This is a genomic window from Thauera sp. SDU_THAU2 (assembly GCF_038260575.1).
In the GTDB taxonomy this organism is placed as follows: domain Bacteria; phylum Pseudomonadota; class Gammaproteobacteria; order Burkholderiales; family Rhodocyclaceae; genus Thauera.
The window spans coordinates 4,437,974-4,459,050 of the sequence record NZ_JBBWUN010000003.1 but is presented as its reverse complement, the minus strand read 5'-3'; the positions used below and the strand labels follow the sequence as shown (position 1 = coordinate 4,459,050).

Annotated in this window: 15 protein-coding genes, 1 tRNA gene, 1 pseudogene and 1 riboswitch; of the genes and pseudogenes, 7 read left to right on the top strand and 10 right to left on the bottom strand. The window is 67.6% G+C overall.

Going from position 1 to position 21,077, the window contains the following annotated elements; all coding sequences use genetic code 11:
• The first annotated feature begins 101 nt into the window (after nucleotides 1-101).
• Together AAFL97_RS22535 and AAFL97_RS22530 are read left to right on the top strand one after the other, a co-directional pair.
• Nucleotides 102-800, top strand: coding sequence for a glutamine amidotransferase (locus AAFL97_RS22535; protein WP_341646825.1), 699 nt, complete (start codon nucleotides 102-104; stop codon nucleotides 798-800).
• Nucleotides 801-835: 35 nt separating this feature from the next.
• Entirely contained in the window at nucleotides 836-2,092 is a 1,257-nt protein-coding gene (locus AAFL97_RS22530) for an MFS transporter (RefSeq protein WP_341646824.1), read from the top strand.
• Nucleotides 2,093-2,099: 7 nt separating this feature from the next.
• On the opposite strand, the gene crcB is transcribed toward AAFL97_RS22530, so the two are convergent.
• On the bottom strand, nucleotides 2,100-2,483 hold the full coding sequence (gene crcB, locus AAFL97_RS22525) for a fluoride efflux transporter CrcB (protein WP_341646823.1): 384 nt from the start codon (nucleotides 2,481-2,483) through the stop codon (nucleotides 2,100-2,102).
• A 68-nt stretch (nucleotides 2,484-2,551) separates the two neighbouring features.
• Nucleotides 2,552-2,618: riboswitch (Fluoride riboswitch) on the bottom strand.
• A 9-nt stretch (nucleotides 2,619-2,627) separates the two neighbouring features.
• Nucleotides 2,628-3,383: a sulfite exporter TauE/SafE family protein gene (locus AAFL97_RS22520; protein ID WP_341646822.1), complete on the bottom strand. Its 756-nt coding sequence runs from the start codon at nucleotides 3,381-3,383 to the stop codon at nucleotides 2,628-2,630.
• 199 nt (nucleotides 3,384-3,582) lie between these two features.
• On the opposite strand from AAFL97_RS22520, the gene AAFL97_RS22515 reads away from it, so the two are divergent.
• Together AAFL97_RS22515 and AAFL97_RS22510 are read left to right on the top strand one after the other, a co-directional pair.
• A complete protein-coding gene (locus tag AAFL97_RS22515) occupies nucleotides 3,583-4,995 on the top strand; it encodes an SLC13 family permease (protein ID WP_341646821.1) in 1,413 nt (470 codons plus the stop codon).
• A gap of 111 nt (nucleotides 4,996-5,106) precedes the next feature.
• Nucleotides 5,107-5,352 (top strand): hypothetical protein, encoded by a 246-nt coding sequence (locus AAFL97_RS22510; RefSeq protein ID WP_341646820.1) that lies wholly within the window; start codon nucleotides 5,107-5,109, stop codon nucleotides 5,350-5,352.
• Nucleotides 5,353-5,434: 82 nt separating this feature from the next.
• Here AAFL97_RS22510 and AAFL97_RS22505 read toward each other — a convergent pair whose 3' ends face one another.
• Together AAFL97_RS22505 and AAFL97_RS22500 are read right to left on the bottom strand one after the other, a co-directional pair.
• Complete coding sequence (locus AAFL97_RS22505; RefSeq protein WP_341646819.1) at nucleotides 5,435-5,590, bottom strand: hypothetical protein; 156 nt, start codon at nucleotides 5,588-5,590, stop codon at nucleotides 5,435-5,437.
• A gap of 26 nt (nucleotides 5,591-5,616) precedes the next feature.
• A complete protein-coding gene (locus AAFL97_RS22500) occupies nucleotides 5,617-6,261 on the bottom strand; it encodes an SGNH/GDSL hydrolase family protein (protein ID WP_341646818.1) in 645 nt (214 codons plus the stop codon).
• Nucleotides 6,262-6,491: 230 nt separating this feature from the next.
• Between AAFL97_RS22500 and AAFL97_RS22495 the strand changes: the two genes are divergently transcribed.
• Both AAFL97_RS22495 and AAFL97_RS22490 read left to right on the top strand, forming a co-directional pair.
• Nucleotides 6,492-6,568: transfer RNA gene (locus AAFL97_RS22495), tRNA-Asp, on the top strand.
• Nucleotides 6,569-6,926: 358 nt separating this feature from the next.
• Nucleotides 6,927-8,867, top strand: coding sequence for a methyl-accepting chemotaxis protein (locus AAFL97_RS22490; RefSeq protein WP_341646817.1), 1,941 nt, complete (start codon nucleotides 6,927-6,929; stop codon nucleotides 8,865-8,867).
• A gap of 140 nt (nucleotides 8,868-9,007) precedes the next feature.
• Here AAFL97_RS22490 and AAFL97_RS22485 read toward each other — a convergent pair whose 3' ends face one another.
• The 6 genes and pseudogenes from AAFL97_RS22485 to AAFL97_RS22460 all read right to left on the bottom strand — a co-directional run bounded on the left by AAFL97_RS22485 (nucleotide 9,008) and on the right by AAFL97_RS22460 (nucleotide 19,675).
• Complete coding sequence (locus AAFL97_RS22485; RefSeq protein WP_263461488.1) at nucleotides 9,008-9,820, bottom strand: proteasome-type protease; 813 nt, start codon at nucleotides 9,818-9,820, stop codon at nucleotides 9,008-9,010.
• 73 nt (nucleotides 9,821-9,893) lie between these two features.
• Complete coding sequence (locus AAFL97_RS22480; protein WP_068635811.1) at nucleotides 9,894-10,841, bottom strand: alpha-E domain-containing protein; 948 nt, start codon at nucleotides 10,839-10,841, stop codon at nucleotides 9,894-9,896.
• A 70-nt stretch (nucleotides 10,842-10,911) separates the two neighbouring features.
• Nucleotides 10,912-12,342, bottom strand: a complete 1,431-nt coding sequence (locus tag AAFL97_RS22475) for a circularly permuted type 2 ATP-grasp protein (RefSeq protein WP_341646816.1) — start codon at nucleotides 12,340-12,342, stop codon at nucleotides 10,912-10,914.
• Nucleotides 12,343-12,489: 147 nt separating this feature from the next.
• Nucleotides 12,490-13,439 (bottom strand): annotated as a pseudogene (locus AAFL97_RS22470) (transglutaminase family protein).
• A 34-nt stretch (nucleotides 13,440-13,473) separates the two neighbouring features.
• Complete coding sequence (locus tag AAFL97_RS22465) at nucleotides 13,474-16,191, bottom strand: circularly permuted type 2 ATP-grasp protein (RefSeq protein WP_341646815.1); 2,718 nt, start codon at nucleotides 16,189-16,191, stop codon at nucleotides 13,474-13,476.
• Between the two features lie 7 nt (nucleotides 16,192-16,198).
• Entirely contained in the window at nucleotides 16,199-19,675 is a 3,477-nt protein-coding gene (locus tag AAFL97_RS22460) for a transglutaminase family protein (RefSeq protein WP_341646814.1), read from the bottom strand.
• A gap of 235 nt (nucleotides 19,676-19,910) precedes the next feature.
• On the opposite strand from AAFL97_RS22460, the gene AAFL97_RS22455 reads away from it, so the two are divergent.
• On the top strand, nucleotides 19,911-21,014 hold the full coding sequence (locus AAFL97_RS22455; RefSeq protein WP_341647222.1) for a VanZ family protein: 1,104 nt from the start codon (nucleotides 19,911-19,913) through the stop codon (nucleotides 21,012-21,014).
• The last annotated feature ends 63 nt before the right edge of the window (nucleotides 21,015-21,077 follow it).

Sequence of the window (21,077 nt, the reverse complement as noted above, 5' to 3'; positions counted from 1 at the left end):
GCGCCAGCACGGGGCCTGCAGCCTGCCGGTGCATCCGATCGACATCGACGCCGGAGCGCTAAAATTGCAGGCACCCCTTCCCTTTCGATATAGCACGCTCCATGCAGAAGCCCATCCTCATCGCCGTCACCGGCGAGCCCCATCCCGAAATCCGTCATTCCCGGGATTCGGCAGGCGATTTCGGCGACTGGATTGCCGCCGGACTCGGACCATCCGCTCCGCACCGCTGCCTGGATGCGCGCACCGGCCCTGTCTTGCCGGACCCGGCCGACATCGCGGGCGTGGTCGTCACCGGCTCGCATGCGATGGTGAGCGAACGCGCCGCCTGGAGCGAGCGGCTGGGGCAATGGCTGAACGCCTGCGTGGAGGCGGAGGTGCCCGTGCTCGGCATCTGCTACGGCCACCAGTTGCTCGCCCATGCACTGGGCGGGCGGGTCGACGACCATCCGGCGGGGCTGGAAATCGGCACCCGCAGCATCGAGTTGACGCCCGCCGCCCGGCAAGACCCCTTGTTCTCGGCCTTGCCCGACAGTTTCCCCGCCCAGCTCGTCCATCGGCAATCGGCGCTGGAGCTGCCGCCCGGCGCCACCCGGCTGGCGTACAACGCGCATGAACCGCATCAGGCGTTTCGCATCGGCAAATGCGCCTGGGGCGTACAATTCCACCCCGAGTTTTCCGCCGCTGCGATGCAAGCTTATCTCGACCGGCTCACCCCGGCATCCGGCGCCGCCGCCCATCCGACGCCCGAAGCAGCCGGCCTGCTGGCGCGATTCGCCGTGCTGGCGCTCAGCCGGATGTGAGCACAGGCAGTCCATCGCGGCACGACCAAAAAACAATGACCGACGAGCACACCGCCACCATGCCCTCCACCCCCGACCTGCTGCCGGAGCAAACCCAGCGCGGCAACATCTGGCGGCTTGCCATCGCGCAGGCACTGGCCGGCGCGAACGCGGTGGTGATCTTCGCCACCGGCGCCATCGTCGGCAACGCACTGGCACCGTCGCCGATGCTGGCGACCCTGCCCGTGTCCATTTTCGTGGTCGGCATGGCGGCCTGCATCCTGCCGCTGGGGGCGCTGGCACGGCGCCGGGGGCGGCTGGCGGCCTTCCTGGCCGGCGCCGCGGCCGGCGTGCTGGCCGGACTGCTGGCATTTGTTGCGGTCATCATCGATTCGTTCTGGCTGTTCTGTGTTGCCACCTTCTTCGCCGGCAGCTATGCGGCCGTGGTGCAGAGCTTCCGCTTCGCCGCCGCCGACGGCGTGGCGCCCCATCGCCGGGCACGGGCGCTGTCACTGGTGATGGCCGGCGGCGTGGCGGCGGGCGTGGTCGGACCGCAACTCGTGACCTGGACGATGGATCTGTGGCAGCCGCACCTGTTCGCCGCCACCTACCTGGTGCAGGCGGCAGTCGCGGCGATCTCGGCCTTCATCTTGCTCGGCGTGCGCTTGCCGATGCCGACAGCGGACGAAATGGCCGGCGGGGGCCGCCCGCTCGCCGTGATCGCGCGCCAGCCGCGCTTCGTCGCCGCCGCGGTCTGCGGCGCGGTGTCTTACATGCTGATGAACTTCCTGATGACAGCCGCTCCGCTGGCGATGCACATGCACGGGCATTCCCAGGCATCGGCCAATCTGGGCCTGCAGTGGCACGTCATCGCCATGTATGCGCCCAGCTTCTTCACCGGCAGCCTGATCGGCCGCTTCGGCGCCGGGCGGGTGGCGACGGCGGGCCTGCTGCTCATCGGCCTGTCCGCTGCCGCCGGGCTGGTCGGCGCGGAAGTCGTGCACTTCTGGTGGGCGCTGATCCTGCTGGGCCTGGGCTGGAACTTCGGCTTCCTCGGCGCTTCCGCGCTGGTGCTGGAGTGCCACCGGCCGGAAGAGAAGACGCGGGTGCAGTCGTTCAACGACTTCATCGTGTTCGGCCTGATGGCGCTGGGTTCGTTCTCGTCGGGCGGACTGCTGTCGGCCTACGGCTGGAACGCGGTGCTGTGGGTGTCCTTCGTGCCGCTCGCGCTGGCGGTGGTGGCGCTTGCGCTGGCGACGAGGCGGCAGGTGTCCGATGCCGGCGCCGCCGGCACGGCTTCCACCAACGGCTGACGCCGCATCAGGAGGAGCGCAGCCACGCCACCGTGGCGACGCCCAGCAGCGTCATCGCCACCGAGCCCGCGACGTGAATGGCGACCGCCCCCATCGCACCTGCGTACAGGCCTCGCTGCAACAGATGAACGATCTCGGCCGAGAAGGTCGAGAAGGTGGACAGGCCGCCGCAGAAACCGGTGATGACCAACAGGCGCCACTCGGGCGACAGGCTGGGCATCTGGGCGAAAAAGGCCATCGCGAGACCGACCACGTAGCCGGCGATCAGATTGGCCGCCAGCGTGCCGGGCGGCATGTCCGGGAACAGGCTGTTGAGCTTGAGACCCAGACCCCAGCGCAGCAGGCCGCCAAGCGCTGCACCCACGGCAATGGCGATGATGGGTTTCCACATTGCCGAATCGTCCTCATCATTGAATTGTCATCGAGGACAGGCAGCACGCACCTACGCGGCCTGTCCGGCCAGTCGCAGGCATCATCAGCCGCACGCTGCGGCGGTTAAGGGAGGAATGCCATCTCCGCCCGCCAGTATAGCGCCTCACAGCAAGCGCCGCGCCAGCACCGGCACGGACGACGCCAGCAGCGCCACGCCGGATGCGGTCAGCAGCCCCAGCACGATCTGGCGGAAACGTTCCTCGCTGATGCCGACATACAGCCGCGCGCCCAGCAGCACCGGCACCAGCACCGCCAGCACCACGATGCCGAAGAAAGGCAGATGGCTTGCCGTGACGATGCCGGTGGCGAGGTAGCTTCCCATCGTCACCGCAAGCATCGCCAGATTGAAGTTCTGGATCACTGCCCGCTGCTGGTCCTTGGGCCAGCCGCGCAAGGTGCACCACAGCGTGGGCAGCACGCCGGTGAAACCGCCGATGCCGCCCATCACCCCGCCCGCCATGCCTACCACCGCATCGGCCAGCCGCCCGCCGCGCTCGATGCGCGGCAATCCGGCCGACATCAGCATGGCCGGGCACCAAAGCACCAGCAGCGTACCCAGCACGGCCTTGAACACCGCCACGTCGAGATGCGGCAGCACCCACACCCCCAGCGGTACGCCTGCCAGCCCGCCCAGCGCGAAGGGCAGCAGCCTGGGCAGATCGAAACCGCGGCGCACCGTGACGGCGGCGATCACCTGTCCGGTAAGCGCGCCGAACACCGCCAGCACCGCCGCAAGCCGCGGCTCCAGCACCCAGGCCCAGATCGACATCGACACCATGCCGAACGCAAAACCCGACAGGCCCTGCACGAAACCCGCCACCACGGCGCCCGCCGCCACGAAGAGGTAGATCGAATCCATCCCGCCATTCTCTCCCATGCATCCTGGACCGGGCAGCACAACGGGCGAGCATGGGCATCAGGCCGTACGTGCAGCGCCGGAGACATCATGACGCAAAGATATACCCTGCATCTTATGGGGAAATTACGGATCAGACTGGCCTGATCCCGCTGTTAAACTCCGTCGGCCCCACCATCACAACACAAGCATAGGAGAGGCCATGAGTGTTCCGCACATGGAGACGCCCACCAACGCCATGCCACACGGCATCGTCAAGGGCTGGATCATCATCGCGATCGCGGCAGTGCTTGCAATCGCAATGTACAACACCCTGCCCTACGACCAGAACGCCAACAAGGGTCTGAGCCTGCTGCTGTTCATCGGCATTCTGTGGCTGACCGAGGCGATCCACATCACCATCACCGCTCTGCTGGTACCGGTGCTGGTCGTGCTGTTCGGCATGCCGTTCGGAACCGGCGACGATCTCAAGCCCATCACCACCACCCAGGCATTGCGCACCTTCGCCGACCCGACGATCTTCCTGTTCTTCGGCGGCTTCGCGCTGGCCACGGCGCTGCACATGCAGCAGCTCGACCGCAAGATCGCGATGTACATCGTTTCCATGTCGGGCGGGCATCTGGGCGTGGCGGTGCTGGCCATCTTCGCCGTGACCGCCGGCCTGTCGATGTGGATTTCCAATACCGCCACGGCGGCCATGATGCTGCCGCTGGCGCTCGGCCTGCTGTCGCACATGGACTCGAAGAAGGATCGCGGCACCTTCGTGTTCATCCTTCTGGGCATCGCCTACTCCGCCAGCATCGGCGGCATGGGCACGATGGTCGGCTCGCCGCCCAATGCCATCGCCGCCCGGGCACTGGACTACGACTTCGCCGACTGGATGAAGGTCGGCCTGCCGATGATGGCGCTGATGATGCCGGTGATGCTGCTCGCGCTCTACGTCGTGCTGCGTCCCAAGCTCAACGTCAAGGTCGAATTCAAGGCTGAGAACATTCCCTGGACCCACATGCGCGTCACTACGATGGTGCTGTTCGTATGCACCGCAGTGGCGTGGATTTTCGGCAAGTCGCTGACCGACGCTTTCGGAATCAGCCAGCCGGACACCTGGGTGGCCATCCTGGCCGCATGCCTGATCGTGATCCTGGGCATCGCCAAATGGCAGGACATCGTGGACAACACCGACTGGGGCGTGCTGATGCTGTTCGGCGGCGGCCTGACCTTGAGCGCGGCGATGGGTGCGTCCGGCACCTCGCTGGTGCTGGGCCAGACGCTCGCCGGCTGGCTGGGCGACGCCTCACCGCTGGTCATCATCTTCGCCGTGGCCGCGTTCATCATCTTCCTGACCGAGTTCACCAGCAACACCGCCTCCGCCGCGCTGCTGGTGCCGGTGTTCGGCGCCATCGCCGTCGAGATGGGCATGCCCAAGGAAATCCTGGTGGTCGTGATCGGCATCGGCGCCTCGTGCGCCTTCATGCTGCCGGTGGCTACACCGCCCAACGCCATCGTGTTCGGTACCGGGCACATCAAGCAGTCCGAGATGATGAAGGTCGGCTTCGTGCTGAACATCCTGTCCACCGTCGTGGTGGCAAGCTTCATCTACTGGTTCTTCTCCTGAGCCACACGAGGGCAGGGGGCTCCCCCTGCCCTCGCTCGCGCCAGCCCTGCCACGGATGATGGCGACCGGCATCATCCGCGCCTGGCCGTCACGTAGTAGCCCGGTTCATACATGGTCCAGAGCTCCGAGCAGTTCTTCCGTCGTCATGCTGCAGCCGAAGTGATGCACGACCTGCCCGATGACGTGCGCCTGCTGCTGCGCAGTGAAAGCGGGGACGCCGGGGATTCGGCGGAATGGGTTGTGGTCATGCCCGATTTCCTTGGTAAAGGCAAAGGAACGGTCGGTTTCGTGCATGACCGGCAGGCGGCATGCACATGTTGGCAGCAGGCATCCGGCGCGATATTGGTTCCCAACTGAAATACAGCTGACTACACATTTACGGCAACGATACTTTCCTGTGCCTCGAAAACCTCCGGCCCGCCGTCCGGATGCCCCTGAACTACTTCGCCACGCCCGCCTGATGCAGCTTGCTCATGAGCTGCTTCAGCAGTTGCCGTTCCCCGGCACTGAAGTGGCACATCAGGTTCGCCACCCATGCGTAATGGGCGGGCAGTGCCTTGCCCAGCAGCGCACCTCCCCGTTCCGCCAGCTTCACCAGCCAGGCACGGGACGTGCGAATGCTCAGTCCTTGAAAATCAGGGCCTTCACCACACTGGACACCGCCTTGCCGAGTGCCTCGTGCTGCTCCGGATCGAGATGCACGCCATCGACCCTGCTCGATGCGGTGACGCTGCCCGCGTCGAAGAAATGGCAGCCGGCTTCATCGCAGGCCTTTCGATAGGCGGCAGCCAGCCCGATGCACTTGGTTTCGCCGCCTTCGAATTTCGGCGCGATCGGCCCTTTCGGACGCTCGATGGCCGGCGGCGCAATCACGAGAATGGGCGGCACCGGCATGCCGGGCTCGATGGGCGCAGTGCGGATGGCCGACACGAGGGCGAGGATGCCCTGGGACGAATGCCAGGCATTGTGTTCGTGCATCGATTGAAAGTCGTTCGTTCCAAGCATCAGGACGACCAGGTCGAGCGGCGAATGGATCTCCATCCGCTGCGCCAGGCCGACGAGGCCGTTGCGGCCCGGCTTGAACGGATCGTCCCACACGGTGCGCCGGCCATTCAGGCAGTCCTCGATGACGCGAACCCGCCGGCCTGAAGAACACAGCGACGCCTCCATGACACCCGGCCATCGCCGATCGAAATCCAGACGCTTGCGCGTCGTCGGGATGATTCCCCACGACAAGGAATCGGCATAGACAAGTATGTGGCGCATCCGGATGCTCTCCTGCGGGGTTCGGCCGATTGTATGCCGCGGGCTTCATGGGGCTGCACTGCAGCCCCTGCCGCGAAATGTTGCCAGCCCTCGGGCATTCATGGATAATGCGCCGCACTGCTGCTGCGGCGCTTCATGAAGTTCCGCCAGATCAAACAGTTACGAAGGAAATCGGGCGCTCTGCCTTCATTTCCGGTTTCAAGATCGAGGCTCGAGCGGGCCTCGATTCAGGAGTGGTAGTTCAGTTGGTTAGAATACCGGCCTGTCACGCCGGGGGTCGCGGGTTCGAGCCCCGTCCACTCCGCCAAAGCATTCAAAGGGTCAGCGCTGAAAAGTGCTGGCCCTTTTTCATTGTGCGCCCGGCAGGGGCGCCCTCCCGCGGAAGCAAGTCCCGGCGCTTCGGATACACGCGGGCCACCAGGCGAAAAATGCCCCCACGCTCATCCGCTTCGCGGACTCGCTGCCCCCCAGGGGGGCGCTTTTTGCCTTGGGGCGGCCCGGCGGACAAAAAAACAGGCGCGAAGCCGCCTTGTTTCCCGTCATGGCCGGAATCCCCGCTAAAGATTCGCCTCCATCGAGCCGATACAGGGCCGGCAGCAGATCGCCGCACATGTCACCGTGCCGCAGCCGTTTGCGCCCAACCCCAATGCATGATGGTTATCACAATGAAAATACAGACCAAGCTCGTCCTTGCTTTCGTCCTGGTCGCCTTTATCCCGGTCAGCCTGGTTGCCGTGATTTCGGTGTTGAACACCCGCAGCCAGGCGGTCGACCAGTTCATCGACAGCAGCACCCGCGAAATCCGCCAGATCGACGGCAATATCCGCCAGTTCTTCGACGCCGCCCAGCAGAACGTCGATCAGATGGCAGCCGACCCTGCCTATACGTGGGTCGACAGCCTGAAGGACTACCGCTCCGCCGATGCCGCCAGCCAGCCCATGCCGGCGGCGGCCCGGCAGGTGATCGATCAGTTCGCGCGCTATGGCACCACCCACCCCTCGGCCGCGATCCTTTCCATCGGCCTGGAAGACGGCAGCTACGCCAAATGGCCGGACGACCCGCAGCTGGCGAACTACGATCCGCGCTCGCGCCCCTGGTACAAGGCCGCCATGGCCAGCCCGGGCAAGACGGTGCGCACGCCCGCCTACTACTACGACAAGGACGACATGGCGCTGGTCGGTACGGCCAGGGCGATGCTCGACGGCGCAGGCAAGGCCAAGGGCGTGTTCGTCGTGAGCGTTTCGCTGAAGAACCTCACCGAGCTGGTCAAGAGCATCAAGCTGGGCGAAAGCGGCTACGTGATGCTGATCGAGGACGGCATCGTGCTGGTCGACCCCCGGGATGCCGGGCACAATTTCAAGCAGCTCAAGGAGCTGGGCGCGCCCTACGCCCAACTGGCCGCCACCACGCAGGGTTTCACCGAGGTGGAAATCGACGGTGTGCGCTACATGGCCAACATCTGGTCCTCGCCCGACCTCGGCTGGCGTTACGTGGGCCTGATCGAGCACGGCGAAGTCATGGGCGAGGCCACCCGCATGAGCTACCTGACGGCGGCCATCGTGGTGGTGCTGGCGATCGTCTTTGCCCTGATCGCAGCGGTGTTCTCCAGGGTGATCGTCAAGCCCATCGGCCAGGTCAGCGCCGGGCTGCAGTCGATCTCCCAGGGCGATGGCGATCTGCGCCGCGATCTCGAGGTCCAGGGCAAGGACGAAACCGCGGAACTGGCGGGCTGGTTCAACAAGTTTCTCGCCGCGATACGCCAGTTGATCCAGCGCATCGGCGCGGCATCGACCAGGCTGCAGGACGCCTCGCGGGTCAACAGCGACGTTGCCGGCAACATGCACCAGGCGGCCGGGCGCCAGCGCGAAGCGGCGGAGCTGGTGTCCACCGCGTTCAAGGAGATGGTCGCCACCGCCAACGAGGTGGCCCGTTCGTGCAGCAATGCCGCCGACTCCGCCGAGAACGGACATCGTCGTGTCGCCGAGGGCAAGCAGCAGATCGAGTTGAGCACCGAGAACGTCAACCGCCTGGGCAGCCGCCTGGCCGAGTCGTCCCGGGCCATGGTTGAGCTGGAGGAAGGCAGCCGCAACATCAACCAGATTCTGGACACCATCCGCGCCATCGCCGAACAGACCAACCTGCTGGCGCTGAATGCGGCGATCGAGGCCGCCAGGGCAGGCGAGCAGGGGCGTGGATTTGCCGTGGTTGCGGATGAAGTGAGGGTTCTGGCCAAGCGCACCTCCGACTCCACCGGCGAAATCGTCCAGTTGCTCAACACCTTCGGCAGCAAGACCAACGAGGTCTCGCAGAAAATGGAAAGCTGCCTGGATCTGTCGCGTGCCAGCGTGTCGTCGATCGAGAATGCGCGGGAGAGCTTCGAAGGCATCCAGCTGTCGGTCGATGAAATCCGGGACCAGAACCTGCAGATATCGGCCGCAGCGGAGGAGCAGCACCGGGTGGCCGAAGAGATCAACCAGCATATCCAGCAGATCTACGACGAGGCGCAGCTGGTCGAGCGCCTGGCCAGCTCTGCGCAGGAGGATTCCGGGCGGCTGTCGCAGCTATCGGATGAACTGAACGGGCTGGTGGGGCGTTTCAAGTCGTAGATCGGGAGCCGCTTCAGCGTCGGCACCCGCTCGCGGAGTCGGGCGTGCACGCGCACCGCCCGCTCCGCCACATTCATCCCGGAAAAGGGCTGCGATCACACGCAGCCCTTTTTTCTTCATCCCACTGCCTCCATCCTGCCTCACCCCTTCTTGCCGGCGGCTTCGCATACCGCGGTCTCGCCCATGTCCCGCACGCGCGGGCGCGGCACGGCTTCCTGCGGCCAGGTCGCCCAGTCGGGATCGGGCAGTTCGGCGAACACCCGGCGCAGGTTGGCGCCCCACTGGTTGTGGATCATGTCGAAATAGGGATTGTCGGCATCGATGCTGACGTGGCGCGTCACCTTCAGGCTGTCGCGCTTGTAGATCAGCAGGTCCAGCGGCAGGCCGACGGACAGGTTCGAGCGGATCGTCGAATCCATCGAGATCAGCGCGCACTTGGCGGCTTCGTCGAGCGAGGTGCGGCAATTGACCACGCGGTCGACGATCGGCTTGCCGTACTTGGATTCGCCGATCTGGAAGTAGGGCGTGTCGCTGGAGGCCTCGATGAAGTTGCCGGCGGCGTAGATGCTGAACAGCCGCGGCGGCTCGTCGGCGATCTGGCCGCAGAGGATGAAGGAGGCGTTGAATTCGACGCCGAACTGCTGCAAGGCTTCGGCATCGCGCTGATGCACGCGACGGATGGTGTCGCCGACCAGGCGCGCGCATTCGAACATGGTCGGCGCGCTCCACAGGCTCTGGCGGTCCTGTACCGCGGCATGTTCGCGCAGGATGTTGATGACCGCCTGGGTGATGGCGAGGTTGCCGGCGCTCATCAACACCAGCACCCGGTCGCCGGCACGCTCGAAGACGGTCATCTTGCGGAAGGTGTTGATATGGTCGACGCCCGCGTTGGTGCGGGAATCGGACAGACAGACGAGTCCCTCGTCGAGGCACATCGCAACGCAATAAGTCATGCGGGCAGTCCTGTCGGGTCATTGTTCGGCGCCGCCGGTCCACGAGCAAACCGAGGGCGGCGCCAGGAAGCGTTCAGGCGGCGACCGGAACGAGAAAGTTGTCGCCGATGCGATCCCCCAGCCGGTTGATGCGCTCGAGGAAGCGCTCGAGCCAGGGGTGCAGGCCGGTGTCGAAGATGTCGTCCATGCGGCCGTAGTGCAGCGTGGCATGGAGTTCGCCGGCCTGGCGCGCGGCTTCGGCCGAGTGCAGGTTGGCGATCTCGCCGAGGATGTCGTTGACCTCGTCGACGCAGGCATGCAGCGAGCGCGGCATGGCGTGGTTGAGGATCAGCAGTTCGGCGACCTTGTAGGGCGTGATGACGTCGCGGTAGACGTGGCGGTAGGTCTCGAAGGCCGACACCGAGCGCAGCAGCGCGCCCCACTGGTAGTAGTCGGTGGTGCCGGTCGGGCTCTCGGTCTGCGGCAGCAGGTTGTGGTACTTCACGTCGAGCAGGCGCGCGGTGTTGTCGGCACGTTCGAGGAAGGTGCCCAGGCGCACGAACTGGAAGGCGTCGTCGTGCAGCATGGTGCCGAAGGTGACGCCGCGCAGCAGATGGGAGCGGAACTTCACCCACTCGAAGAACTCGCCGAGGTCGGTCACCTGCAGCTTTTCCGGCGTCATGTCGCGGATTTCGAGCCAGGTGGCGTTGGTGGTTTCCCACATTTCCGCGGTCAGCGTGCCGCGCACCGCGTGCGCATTCTCGCGCGCCGCACGCAGGCAGTTCCACACGCTCGACAGGTTGTCGCGGTCGAGCACGACGAACTCGATGACGTCGCGCGCCGTCAGCGGCCGTCCGCTGCGGGCGTAGGCGTCGGTCAGTTCGCTGATGGCGAGGATCGCGCCCCAGCCGTCGTCGCTGCTGCCGTTGTTGCGCGGCAGCAGCGACATCCGGTAAGAAACGTCGAGCATGCGCACGGTGTTTTCCGCACGTTCGGTATAACGCGCCATCCAGTAGAGGTGATCGGCGGTACGGCTCAGCATGATCGTTCTCCCAGTTTCATCGGATATGGGGTACGGACGGGGACAGGCGGCTGAAGGCAGGTGAGCGGCCTCAGCCGACCACCCAGGTATCCTTGGTGCCGCCGCCCTGCGAGGAATTCACCACCAGCGAACCGGCCTGCATCGCCACCCGCGTCAGGCCGCCGGGCACCATGCGGATCTCCTTGCCGCCCGACAGCACGAAGGGGCGCAGGTCGATGTGGCGCGGCGCGATGCCGGCTTCGACGAAAGTCGGACAGGTCGACAGCGACAGCGTCGGCTGGGCGATGTATTTCTCCGGCGCGGCAATGATGAGCTGGCGGAAATGCTCGATCTCGGCCTTGGTCGCCGCCGGCCCGACCAGCATGCCGTAGCCGCCGGCGCCATGGACTTCCTTCACCACCAGCTCGGGCAGGTGCGCGAGCGTGTAGGCGAGGTCCTCCTCGTTGCGCAGCATGTAGGTGGGCACGTTGTTGAGGATGGGTTCCTCGCCCAGGTAGAAGCGCACCATCTCCGGCACGTAGGGGTAGATCGACTTGTCGTCGGCGACGCCGGTGCCGACCGCGTTGGCCAGCGTCACCCGGCCGGCGCGGTAGGCCGACATCAGGCCGGGCACGCCGAGCATGGAATCGGCGCGGAACACCTGCGGATCGAGGAAGTCGTCGTCGATGCGGCGGTAGATCACGTCCACCCGGCGCGGCCCCTGGGTGGTGCGCATGTAGACCGTGTCGTCCTTGACGAACAGGTCCTGGCCTTCGACCAGTTCGATCCCCATCTGCTGGGCCAGGAAGCTGTGCTCGAAGTAGGCGCTGTTGTAGGCGCCCGGCGTCAGCAGCACCGCAGTGGGGTCGAGCACGCCCTCGGGCGCAACCGCGCGCAGCGTCTCCAGCAGCAGGTCGGGGTAGTGTTCCACCGGCTGCACGCGGTAGCGCGAGAACAGGTCGGGGAACAGCCGCATCATCATCTTGCGGTTCTCGATCAGGTAGCTGACGCCCGAGGGCACGCGCAGGTTGTCCTCCAGCACGTAGTACTCGCCCTTGCCGTCGGCGCCCGCCGCGCGCACCAGGTCGATGCCGGCGATCATCGCGTACAGGCCGCCGGGCACGTCCACGCCCTTCATCTCGGTACGGAACTGGGCGTTGTTCAGCACCAGGTCGGACGGCATGCGGCCGGCGCGCAGGATTTCCTGGCCGTGATAGACGTCGGTCAGGAAGGCGTTGAGCGCCCTCACGCGCTGGCGCAGACCGGCTTCGAGCGCCGTCCATTCATCGCCGGGGATGATGCGCGGCAGCAGATCGAACGGGATCAGCCGCTCCTTGCCGCCGTCGGCGCCATAGACATTGAAGGTGATGCCGACGCGGTGGAAGGCGACGTCGGCCTCGCCGCGCTTGCGCTCGATGCGTTCGCGCGGCATCCGTTCGAGCCAGTCGGCGTAGCTGCGGTAATGGGCGCGCACCGAACCATCGGCGGCATACATTTCGTCATAGGGTTTCGCTGCGGTCATTTTGATGTCTGCGATCATTGTCGGACTCCCTTGCGCGCTACCACAGCAGAAAGCGTGCCAAGCCGCTGGCGGGCGCGAAATACCGCGCCGCGGCGCAATTGCCCGGCGTGCACCTCGCTGGTGCGCACCAGCCTGGCATGCGATGCATCATGCTGGTGCATCGGATTCGCCGCAGCCCGGCGCCGCTGGCGGCACCGCTACCGGCATCACCGTCACCGCAACGTCCGCGGCGTGGCTGGCGCCGCCCAGGATCACGCCGCGCAGCGGGCAGACGTCGCCATAATCGCGCCCCCAGGCCAGCGTGATGTGGCCCTGAGCCGGCTGCACGGCATTGGTGGGGTCGAACTCCACCCAGCCGATGCCCGGGCACCACACCGCGACCCAGGCATGCGAGGCGTCGGCGCCGATCAGCCGCGGCTGCCCCGGCGGCGGCTCGGTGAGCAGGTAGCCCGACAGGTAGCGCGCCGCCAGCCCGGTGAGCGCAGGCAGGCGATCATCAGATGGGAAAAGTCCTGGCACACGCCGTGGCGTTCGGCGAAGACCTCGGCCACCGGCGTGGCGACGCTGGTGGCCGCCGGGTCGAAGCGGAATTCGGCATGGATCAGCGAGGACAGCGCCTGCGCCGCTTCCAGCAGCGGTCGGCCGGGGGTGAAGCAGCGCACGGCATAGGCTGCATAGGTCGCGGTTTCCTCGCCGAGCTGCACGAAGGGCGAGGCGAAGCGGTACTGGCCGGCATCGCGCGCGTCGACCTGCAAGGGCGCATGGCCCGACAGTGCATCGCGCAGATGGTCGCGCGCGGCTTCCCACGGCAGGCTCTGCGCCGGCTCGGGCCAGTCCTGCCGCTGCACGCCGACCCGGCTCACCGCCTGCACGCTCAGCCGTTCGTGCGGCGCATACAGGCCGAAGCGCGTCGTCGGGTTGCCGAAGAAGTCCAGGCGCTCGCTGCGCGTGGACGGCTCGGGCGAAATCGTCAGGCGATGCGCGAACAGGCGCTGGCGAGGCATCGCACGCGGGCTCAGGTGGGCGATCTGCTGCGACAGCAGCACCGGGCTGGCGTAGCGGTAGGTGGTGTCGTGGGTGATCTCGTAGCAGTGCATCGACGCTTCGCCCGCCGCCGGCACGCATGGATCTTCAGCGCGAGGCGGTTGCATGGCTGCGCGCGTCCAGATGGGTGAAGTAGCGGTGGGAAATGCCGTCGGCCAGTGCATTGCCGGCGCCCCAGATGCGCCGCAGCAGCGAAGCGACGGTTTGCCGCGCCTCGGCCGCGGCTGGCTTGCGCGGATCGAGCGCCAGCCTTTCGAAGCAGTCGCAGTCGCGTTCGGCATCCAGTTCGGCCAGCAGCGCCTGCAAGGGCTCGCCGAGCGAACGGCCGCCCGGCAGGCGACCGACGTGCTCGATCAGCGACTCGATCTGGTAGCGCAGCGCGCGCGGATTGTCGGGGTCGAACATCACCAGCTCGGCGACCGGCCGCGGCGCGAGTCCGCGCGTGTTGCGGCTGCGGTAACGGATCTCGCCGTCGGTGACGGCCAGCAGCGCTTCCAGCGCACCCTGCTCCGGCACCGTCAGCAGCGCGGCCAGCGCCGAAGTCAGGAACTGCAGGCGCTCGATGCGGCGGCCGATGGACAGGAAGCGCCAGCCGGCATCGCGCGGCATGCTCTCGATGACGAAGCCCGACAGCGTCACCAGCGACAGCAGCGACTCGTCCAGGCGATGCATCGCGTCGCCCAGGCCTGGCGTGCTTGGCGCAGGCGTGGCGAATTCGGCCAGGCGGTTGTAGATGCGCCAGCTGTCCGGCGACAGCCGGTCGCGCAGTTGGGCCGCCAGGCGCAGCACGCCACGCAGGCTGGTCACCACGCTGCCGCTCTGGCTTTCGTCGAACAACGCACCCGCCAGCCGCTCGATGCCGCACTCTGCAGCAAGGGGGCCATCCTCGGGTGGCGCTGCGGGCCGTACCGGCGCAGCGCCGTCCTGCGCCGCCGCCTCTCCCCGGGCACTCCTGTCCTGGACGGCCCTTTCCTCAGCGGCCTCTTCGCCGGCGGACAGCCGCAGGCCGCAGCGCTCGCACAGGCTGGCCAGCGCCGCCAGCGTCGGCGTCGCCCATGGCCCGGCATCATCGTTGCGTGCCTTCGCCACCGGGCGATCGAACTCCACCAGGCCACCGAGCCGCCTCAGGGTTTCCCGCCCCAGGCGTGCCGAACCGTCGGCACGCTCGCTGTAGCGGCCGAGCCAGAAAAAGTTCTCGGCGACCCGGCTCGCCAGCCCGGGCAGCGGCATGTCGAGCTCGCGCGGCGCGAGTTGGCCGGGCACCGCGGACACCGGCCGGCGCACCGTCGATACCGCGCCACCGAGCACCCAGGCATCCTTGCTGCCGCCGCCGTGCTGCATCGACACCACGCGCATGTCGGTTTCGGGGGCGACGCGCACCAGGCCGCCCGGCATCACGCGGAAGCCGTCGGGCGAGGCGGCGACGAACACCCGCAGGCCGATGTTGCGCGCCACCAGCCCACCGGCGGCCTCGCCGGCCTCCTCCCGCTCGTCGGCCAGCACCGGCGCCTGCGAGATATTCACCATTTCCTGCGCGACGAAGTCGAAAGGCCGCTCGGCGATGCGAGCGGCCAGCGCCGCCAGTTCCGCCGGCGGCAGGTCGCGGCAGAACACCGGCCCGCCGCGCATCGCCGGATAGGCCGGCTTGACCACCAGTTCGCCCAGTCGCGACAGCGCATGGGCACAGGCCGCGGCCTCGCCGCACCACCAAGTCGCCACCGACGGCATCTTCAGCTTCTGCCCGAGCAGGTGCTCGGCCAGCCGCGGCAGATAACCGAGCAGCGCACCGGTTTCGAGAATGCCGCTGCCGAGCGCGTTCGCCACCGTCACGCCGCCGGCACGCACCGCCGCCACCAGCCCGGCCACGCCGAGCGCCGAGTCGTCGCGCAGTTCGAGCGGGTCGCACCAGATGTCGTCCACCCGGCGCAGGATCACATGCACCCGGCGCAGGCCATCCAGCGTGCGCAGGAAGACCTGCTCGTCGCGCACCGTCAGGTCCTGGCCTTCGACCAGCGGGAACCCCATCTCGCGGGCGAGGAAGGCGTGCTCGAAGTAGGTTTCGTTGTACGGCCCGGGCGTCAGCACCACGATCAGCGGTGCCTCGCCCGCTGCCGACCCCAGGGGTGCCAGCGCGGCGAGGCTGTCGCGGAAATCCTCGAAGAAAGGCGCCAGCGGCTGCGCGCCGGCGGCGCGATAGAGTTCCGGCAGCGCCCGTGCCACCACGCCGCGGTTCTCCAGCGCATAACCGGCGCCGGACGGCGCCTGGGTGCGGTCGGCCACCACCCACCAGCGGCCGTCGGGCGAGCGCGCCAGATCCACCGCATAGAGGTGCAGGAACAGGTCGCGCGGCTGCTTGACGCCCACCAGCGGCCGCAGGAAGCCACTGTGGCCGTAGATCAGCGCCGGCGGGATCAGCCCCTGCTGCAGCAGGTTCTGCTCGCCGTAGAGGTCGGCGAGGATCAGGTTGAACAGCGTCGCGCGCTGGATCACCGCGGCCTCGATCTGCGCCCATTCCGCCGCCGGCAGGATGTAGGGCAGCAGGTCGAGGTCCCACGGCCGCTCGAAGCCGCGCGGGTCGGCATAGACGTTGTAGGTGATGCCGTTCTCGTGCACCAGCCGGCGCAGCGCCGCCCGCCGCGCCTCGGTCTCGGCCGGCGGCATCGCCGCCAGCTGGTGGAAGAAGTCGCGCCAGTGCGGCCGCACCACCACCACGCTGCCGATGCGCTGGCACAGTTCGTCGTAGCGGTCCGGCCGCGCGGCGTAGTGCGCGAGCAGTTCGGGCGGGCTCTGCGGCTGAAGCTGCATGGCGTCCTCAGCCCTGGCGGCGCAGGTCGAGGGTGAAGGGGAAGTCGGCGTTGCGCGTCGCCGGCGCAGGCTCGATGCGGCCCGGCGTGTGGCCGGTGGTGGTGAAACGCGCCAGCCGGCGGCCTTCGGCCTCATAAGGATTGACCGGATAGGCCTCGTGGTTGCGGCCGCCCGGGTGGGCGACGTGATACACGCAGCCGCCCATCGAACGCTGCATCCAGCCGTCGACCAGGTCGAAGGTCAGCGGTGCATGCACGCCGATGGTCGGGTGCAGGCAGGACGGCGGCTGCCAGGCACGGTAGCGCACACCGGCGACGAACTCGCCGACGATGCCGGTGGGCTGCAGCGGTATCGCACGGCCATTGCAGCTCAGCACATGGCGATCGTCGTTGAGGCCGCTGACCTTGACCTGCACGCGCTCGACCGAGGAATCGACGTAGCGCACCGTGCCGCCGACCGAGCCTTCCTCGCCCATCACGTTCCAGGGTTCGAGCGCCATGCGCAGCTCGACCCGCACCCCGCGCGCGGCGAACTCGCCGTACTTCGGGAAGCGGAACTCGAAATGCGGCGCGAACCAGTCGAATTCCATCGGATAGCCGAACTCGCGCAACTCGTCGATGACGTCGCGGAAGTCCTCCGCCACCCAGTGCGGCAGCAGGAAGCGGTCGTGCAACTCGGTGCCCCAGCGCCGCAGCCGATCCGGCGCGTAGGGCTGCTGCCAGAAGCGGGCGATCAGCGCACGCAGCAGCAGTTGCTGCGCCAGGCTCATGCGCGCATGCGGCGGCATCTCGAAGGCGCGCAACTCCAGCAGGCCGAGCCGGCCGGTGGGGCCGTCCGGGCTGTAGAGCTTGTCGATGCAGAACTCGGCGCGGTGGGTGTTGCCGGTGGCGTCGATCAGCAGGTTGCGCAGCAGGCGGTCGATCAGCCAGGGCGGCACCTGGACGCCGGGGTCGGGGAACTGCTGGAAGGCAACTTCCAGTTCGTGCACCGAATCGTGGCGGGCCTCGTCGACGCGCGGCGCCTGCGAGGTCGGGCCGATGAAGAGGCCCGAGAACAGGTAGGACAGGCTGGGATGGTTGTGCCAGTAGCTGACCAGGCTGCGCAGCAGGTCGGGCCGGCGCAGGAAGGGCGAATCCACCGGCGTGGCGCCGCCGAGCACGAAGTGGTTGCCGCCGCCGGTGCCGGTATGGCGGCCGTCGAGCATGAACTTCTCGGTCGACAGGCGCGACTGGTGGGCTTCCTCGTACAGCGTGGAGGTGCGCTCGACGAGTTCGTCCCAGTTGCCCGCCGGATGGATGTTGACCTCGATCACACCCGGGTCGGGGGTGATGCGGAAGTGCGACAGGCGCGGGTCGGACGGCGGCTCATAGCCTTCGAGCACCACCGGCAGGGCGAACTCCTCGGCCGTGGCTTCGATCGCGGCGACGACTTCGAGGTAATCCTCCAGCGCCGAGGTCGGCGGCATGAAGATGTACAGCAGGCCGCCACGCGGCTCGGCGCAGATCGCGCTGCGGGTGATCCAGCCGGCGGATTCGTAGGGGCCTGGCGGGCGGGCCGGGTCGTAGCGCTCGTCGCGGCGGGCCAGTGCCGCCGCATCGGCGCCCGGCAACGGCACCGCCGCCTCGCCGTCGACGTCGTGCTGGCCGGCATGCTCGATACGCCCCGGCGTCCAGCCGCCGGCATGCGCCTCGAAACCGAGGCCGCTGTCGGCGCCGATCGTCACGCCCGCCGGCTGCAGCTGATGACGCAGCGCCGCGTGGGCCGGCAACACCGGGAAAGCCTGGTTGGGGTCGATCTGATGGATCCACGGGTAGTCGCCCTTGCCGGCCCAGGGCTGGGAATCCAGCGGCAGGCGGTAGCCGATCGGCGAATCGCCGGGGATCAGGTACAGGCGCTCGGCGCGCAGGAACCACGGCCCGCTCTGCCAGCGCTGCGGACCGGTGTGGCTGCGCACGATCGGCAGCACGTGGCCGATGACTTCCTTCAGGCCCTGGTCGAAGATCTTGGTCAGGCGGGCGCGCTCCAGCGGGTCGTCGACGCGCGAATCGTGCGGGTCGACGTTGGTCGGCAGCTTGCGCTCGCGCCACAGGTAGTACCAGGCGTCCTCGAAGGCCGGCATCATCCACTTGCCGGCAACCCCGAGGCGTTCGGCGACGCGGGCGAGGAAATCGCCTGCAGTCTTCTCGTCCACCCGGGTGCCGGAGAGTTCGCGCGCAAACAGCTCCGGGTCGCGCCACAGCGGCTCACCGTCCTTGCGCCAGTAGCAGTTCAGCGACCAGCGCGGCAGTTGCTCGCCCGGATACCACTTGCCCTGGCCGAAATGCAGCAAGCCCTGCGGCGCATAGTGGTCCTTGAGCCGGAACATCAGGTTCTCGGCCAGCGTGCGCTTGCTCGGTTTGCTGATGTCGCGGTTGAAGGGGTCGAGCGCATCGCCGTTCCAGGCCGCACCGTCGCGGTCGTCGAGGGACACGAAGGTCGGCTCGCCGCCCTGGGTCAGGCGCACGTCGCTGGCATCCAGGTCGCCGTCGATGCGGTGGCCGAGGGCTTCGATCGCCTCCCACTGCTCTTCGGTATAGGGCTTGGTGACGCGCGGCGCCTCCCACACCCGCTCGACCTTCATGTGGTGCTCGAACTCGCATTCGCACTCGTCGGAGAAGCCGGTGATCGGCGCCGCCGAAGACGGTTCGGGCGAGCAGGCGAGCGGGATGTGGCCTTCGCCGGCGAACAGTCCGGAAGTCGGGTCCAGCCCGACCCAGCCGGCGCCGGGCAGATAGACCTCGCACCAGGCATGCAGGTCGGTGAAGTCCACTTCGGTGCCCGAGGGACCATCGAGCGACTTCACGTCGGGCGTCAACTGGATCAGGTAGCCCGACACGAAGCGCGCCGCCAGCCCCAGGTGGCGCAGCAGCTGCACCAGCAGCCAGGCCGAGTCGCGGCAGGAGCCGCTTGCCAGGCTCAGCGTTTCTTCCGGCGTCTGCACGCCGGGTTCCATCCGCACCAGGTAGCGGATGTCCTGCTGCAGGCGCTGGTTGAGCGCGACGAGGAAATCGACGCTGGCCTGCGGCTCGCGCGGAATCGAGGCCAGGTAGGCCTCGAACTTCGGCCCCAGCACCTCGGCAGGGGCCTTGACCAGATAGGGTGCCAGTTCGACGAGTTGGCCGCCGTCGTAATCGAAGGGGATTTCCTTGGCGCTCGGCTCGAGAAAGAAGTCGAAGGGATTGATCACCGACATCTCGGCGACCAGATCGACTTCGACGCGGAATTCGGTGGTCTTTTCCGGGAACACCAGCCGCGCCAGGTAATTCGACTGGGGATCCTGCTGCCAGTTGATGAAATGCTCCGCCGGCTCGACCTTCAGCGAATAGGCATGGATCGGCGTGCGGCTGTGGGGCGCCGGGCGCAGACGGACGACCTGCGGCGACAGCGCCACCGGGCGGTCGTAACGGTAATGGGTGATGTGATTCAGCTTGACGTGGATGGACACGAGAGCCTCGCAGGACACGGTTGAGCGACAGCCTGCTCCACAGCAAGAACCGTGCGCATCCGCAAACCATGGCCACGCCCGCACGATTCATCGGCAGCCATCGTCTTTCACGCACCCGGAATGCACATCGCGCACCACGGCGGTGCATGAGCCACAGACCCCGGGGGAACTGGCAGAATCCCGGGGGATCGGACATCGGAGCCCGCAGGTGCAGGGCTCCCCGTCCCCCCACGCCATGAACCGGAACACGCTCCCCTCCTCGCTGCCGCGCAACCTCGCCATCGCCTATGCGGCGCTGATGGCCTACGCCTGCCTGTATCCGCTGGCGGGCTGGCGCGACAGCGGGCTGCCGCTGTTCGACTATCTGTGGGCGCCATGGCCGCGCTACTTCATCCTCGAAGACTTCCTGTTCAACATCCTCGGCTACCTGCCCTTCGGCTTCCTCGCCGCCGCCGCGCTGCCGGCGGGCAGACCGGCCTGGCGCGGCGTCGCACGGATCACCGTGCTGGCGGCACTGCTGAGCCTGGGCCTGGAAACCCTGCAGAACCTGCTGCCGAGCCGCATCGCCAGCAACCTCGACGTCGGCGCCAACGTCCTGGGCGGCCTGCTCGGCGCGATGCTGGGGATACGCTGGGGGCAGGACTGGTTCGGTCCCCGCGGCATCATCCATCGCTGGCGCACGGCCTGGATCATCGGCGGCCGCACCGGCGAAGCCGGCCTGGTCCTGCTCGCGCTGTGGCTGCTGAGCCAGCTCAGCGCCACCGACCTGCTGTTTTCCAGCGGCAATCTGCGCCAGTTGCTCGGCATCGCCGGACCGCTGCCGTTCAGCCCCGAACGCTTCATCGCCTTCGACACCGCGCTGACCGCGGCCTCGATCCTGGCCGTCGGCCTCTTCGCCCGCTGCATGATGCGCGCGCGCAACCCGCTGCCGATCGTGCTGCTGCTGGCGCTGGGCATCGCCGCCAAGAGCGTCGCCACCGCCACCTTCTTCGAGCCCAGCGCACCGCTGGCCTGGCTGACGCCGGGCGCCGAGCGGGGGCTGGCGATCGGCTGCGCGCTGCTGGCCGCCGCCTTGCTGCTGCCCCGCCTCGCCCAGCACGCGCTGGCCGGCACCGCGCTGCTGGGCGCCACCGCCCTGGTCAACCTGATGCCCGACAATCCCTATCTCGCCTACAACCGGCAGCTCGCCCAGTTGAGCAACGTGCTTAACTTCCATGGCCTGACCGAATGGGTCGACAGCCTGTGGCCCTTTGCCGCACTGGCCTACCTGTCGGCGCTCGGCCTGTGGCGCGGCGAACATCTGAGCGCAAAGGCGGGCGAACGGCGCCAGGGCCTATAATCGCCACTGTCTTTCCGCGTGGCCGGCCCGCTCCAGCGCCGGCCCCCCCGATCTGCGCCTCTT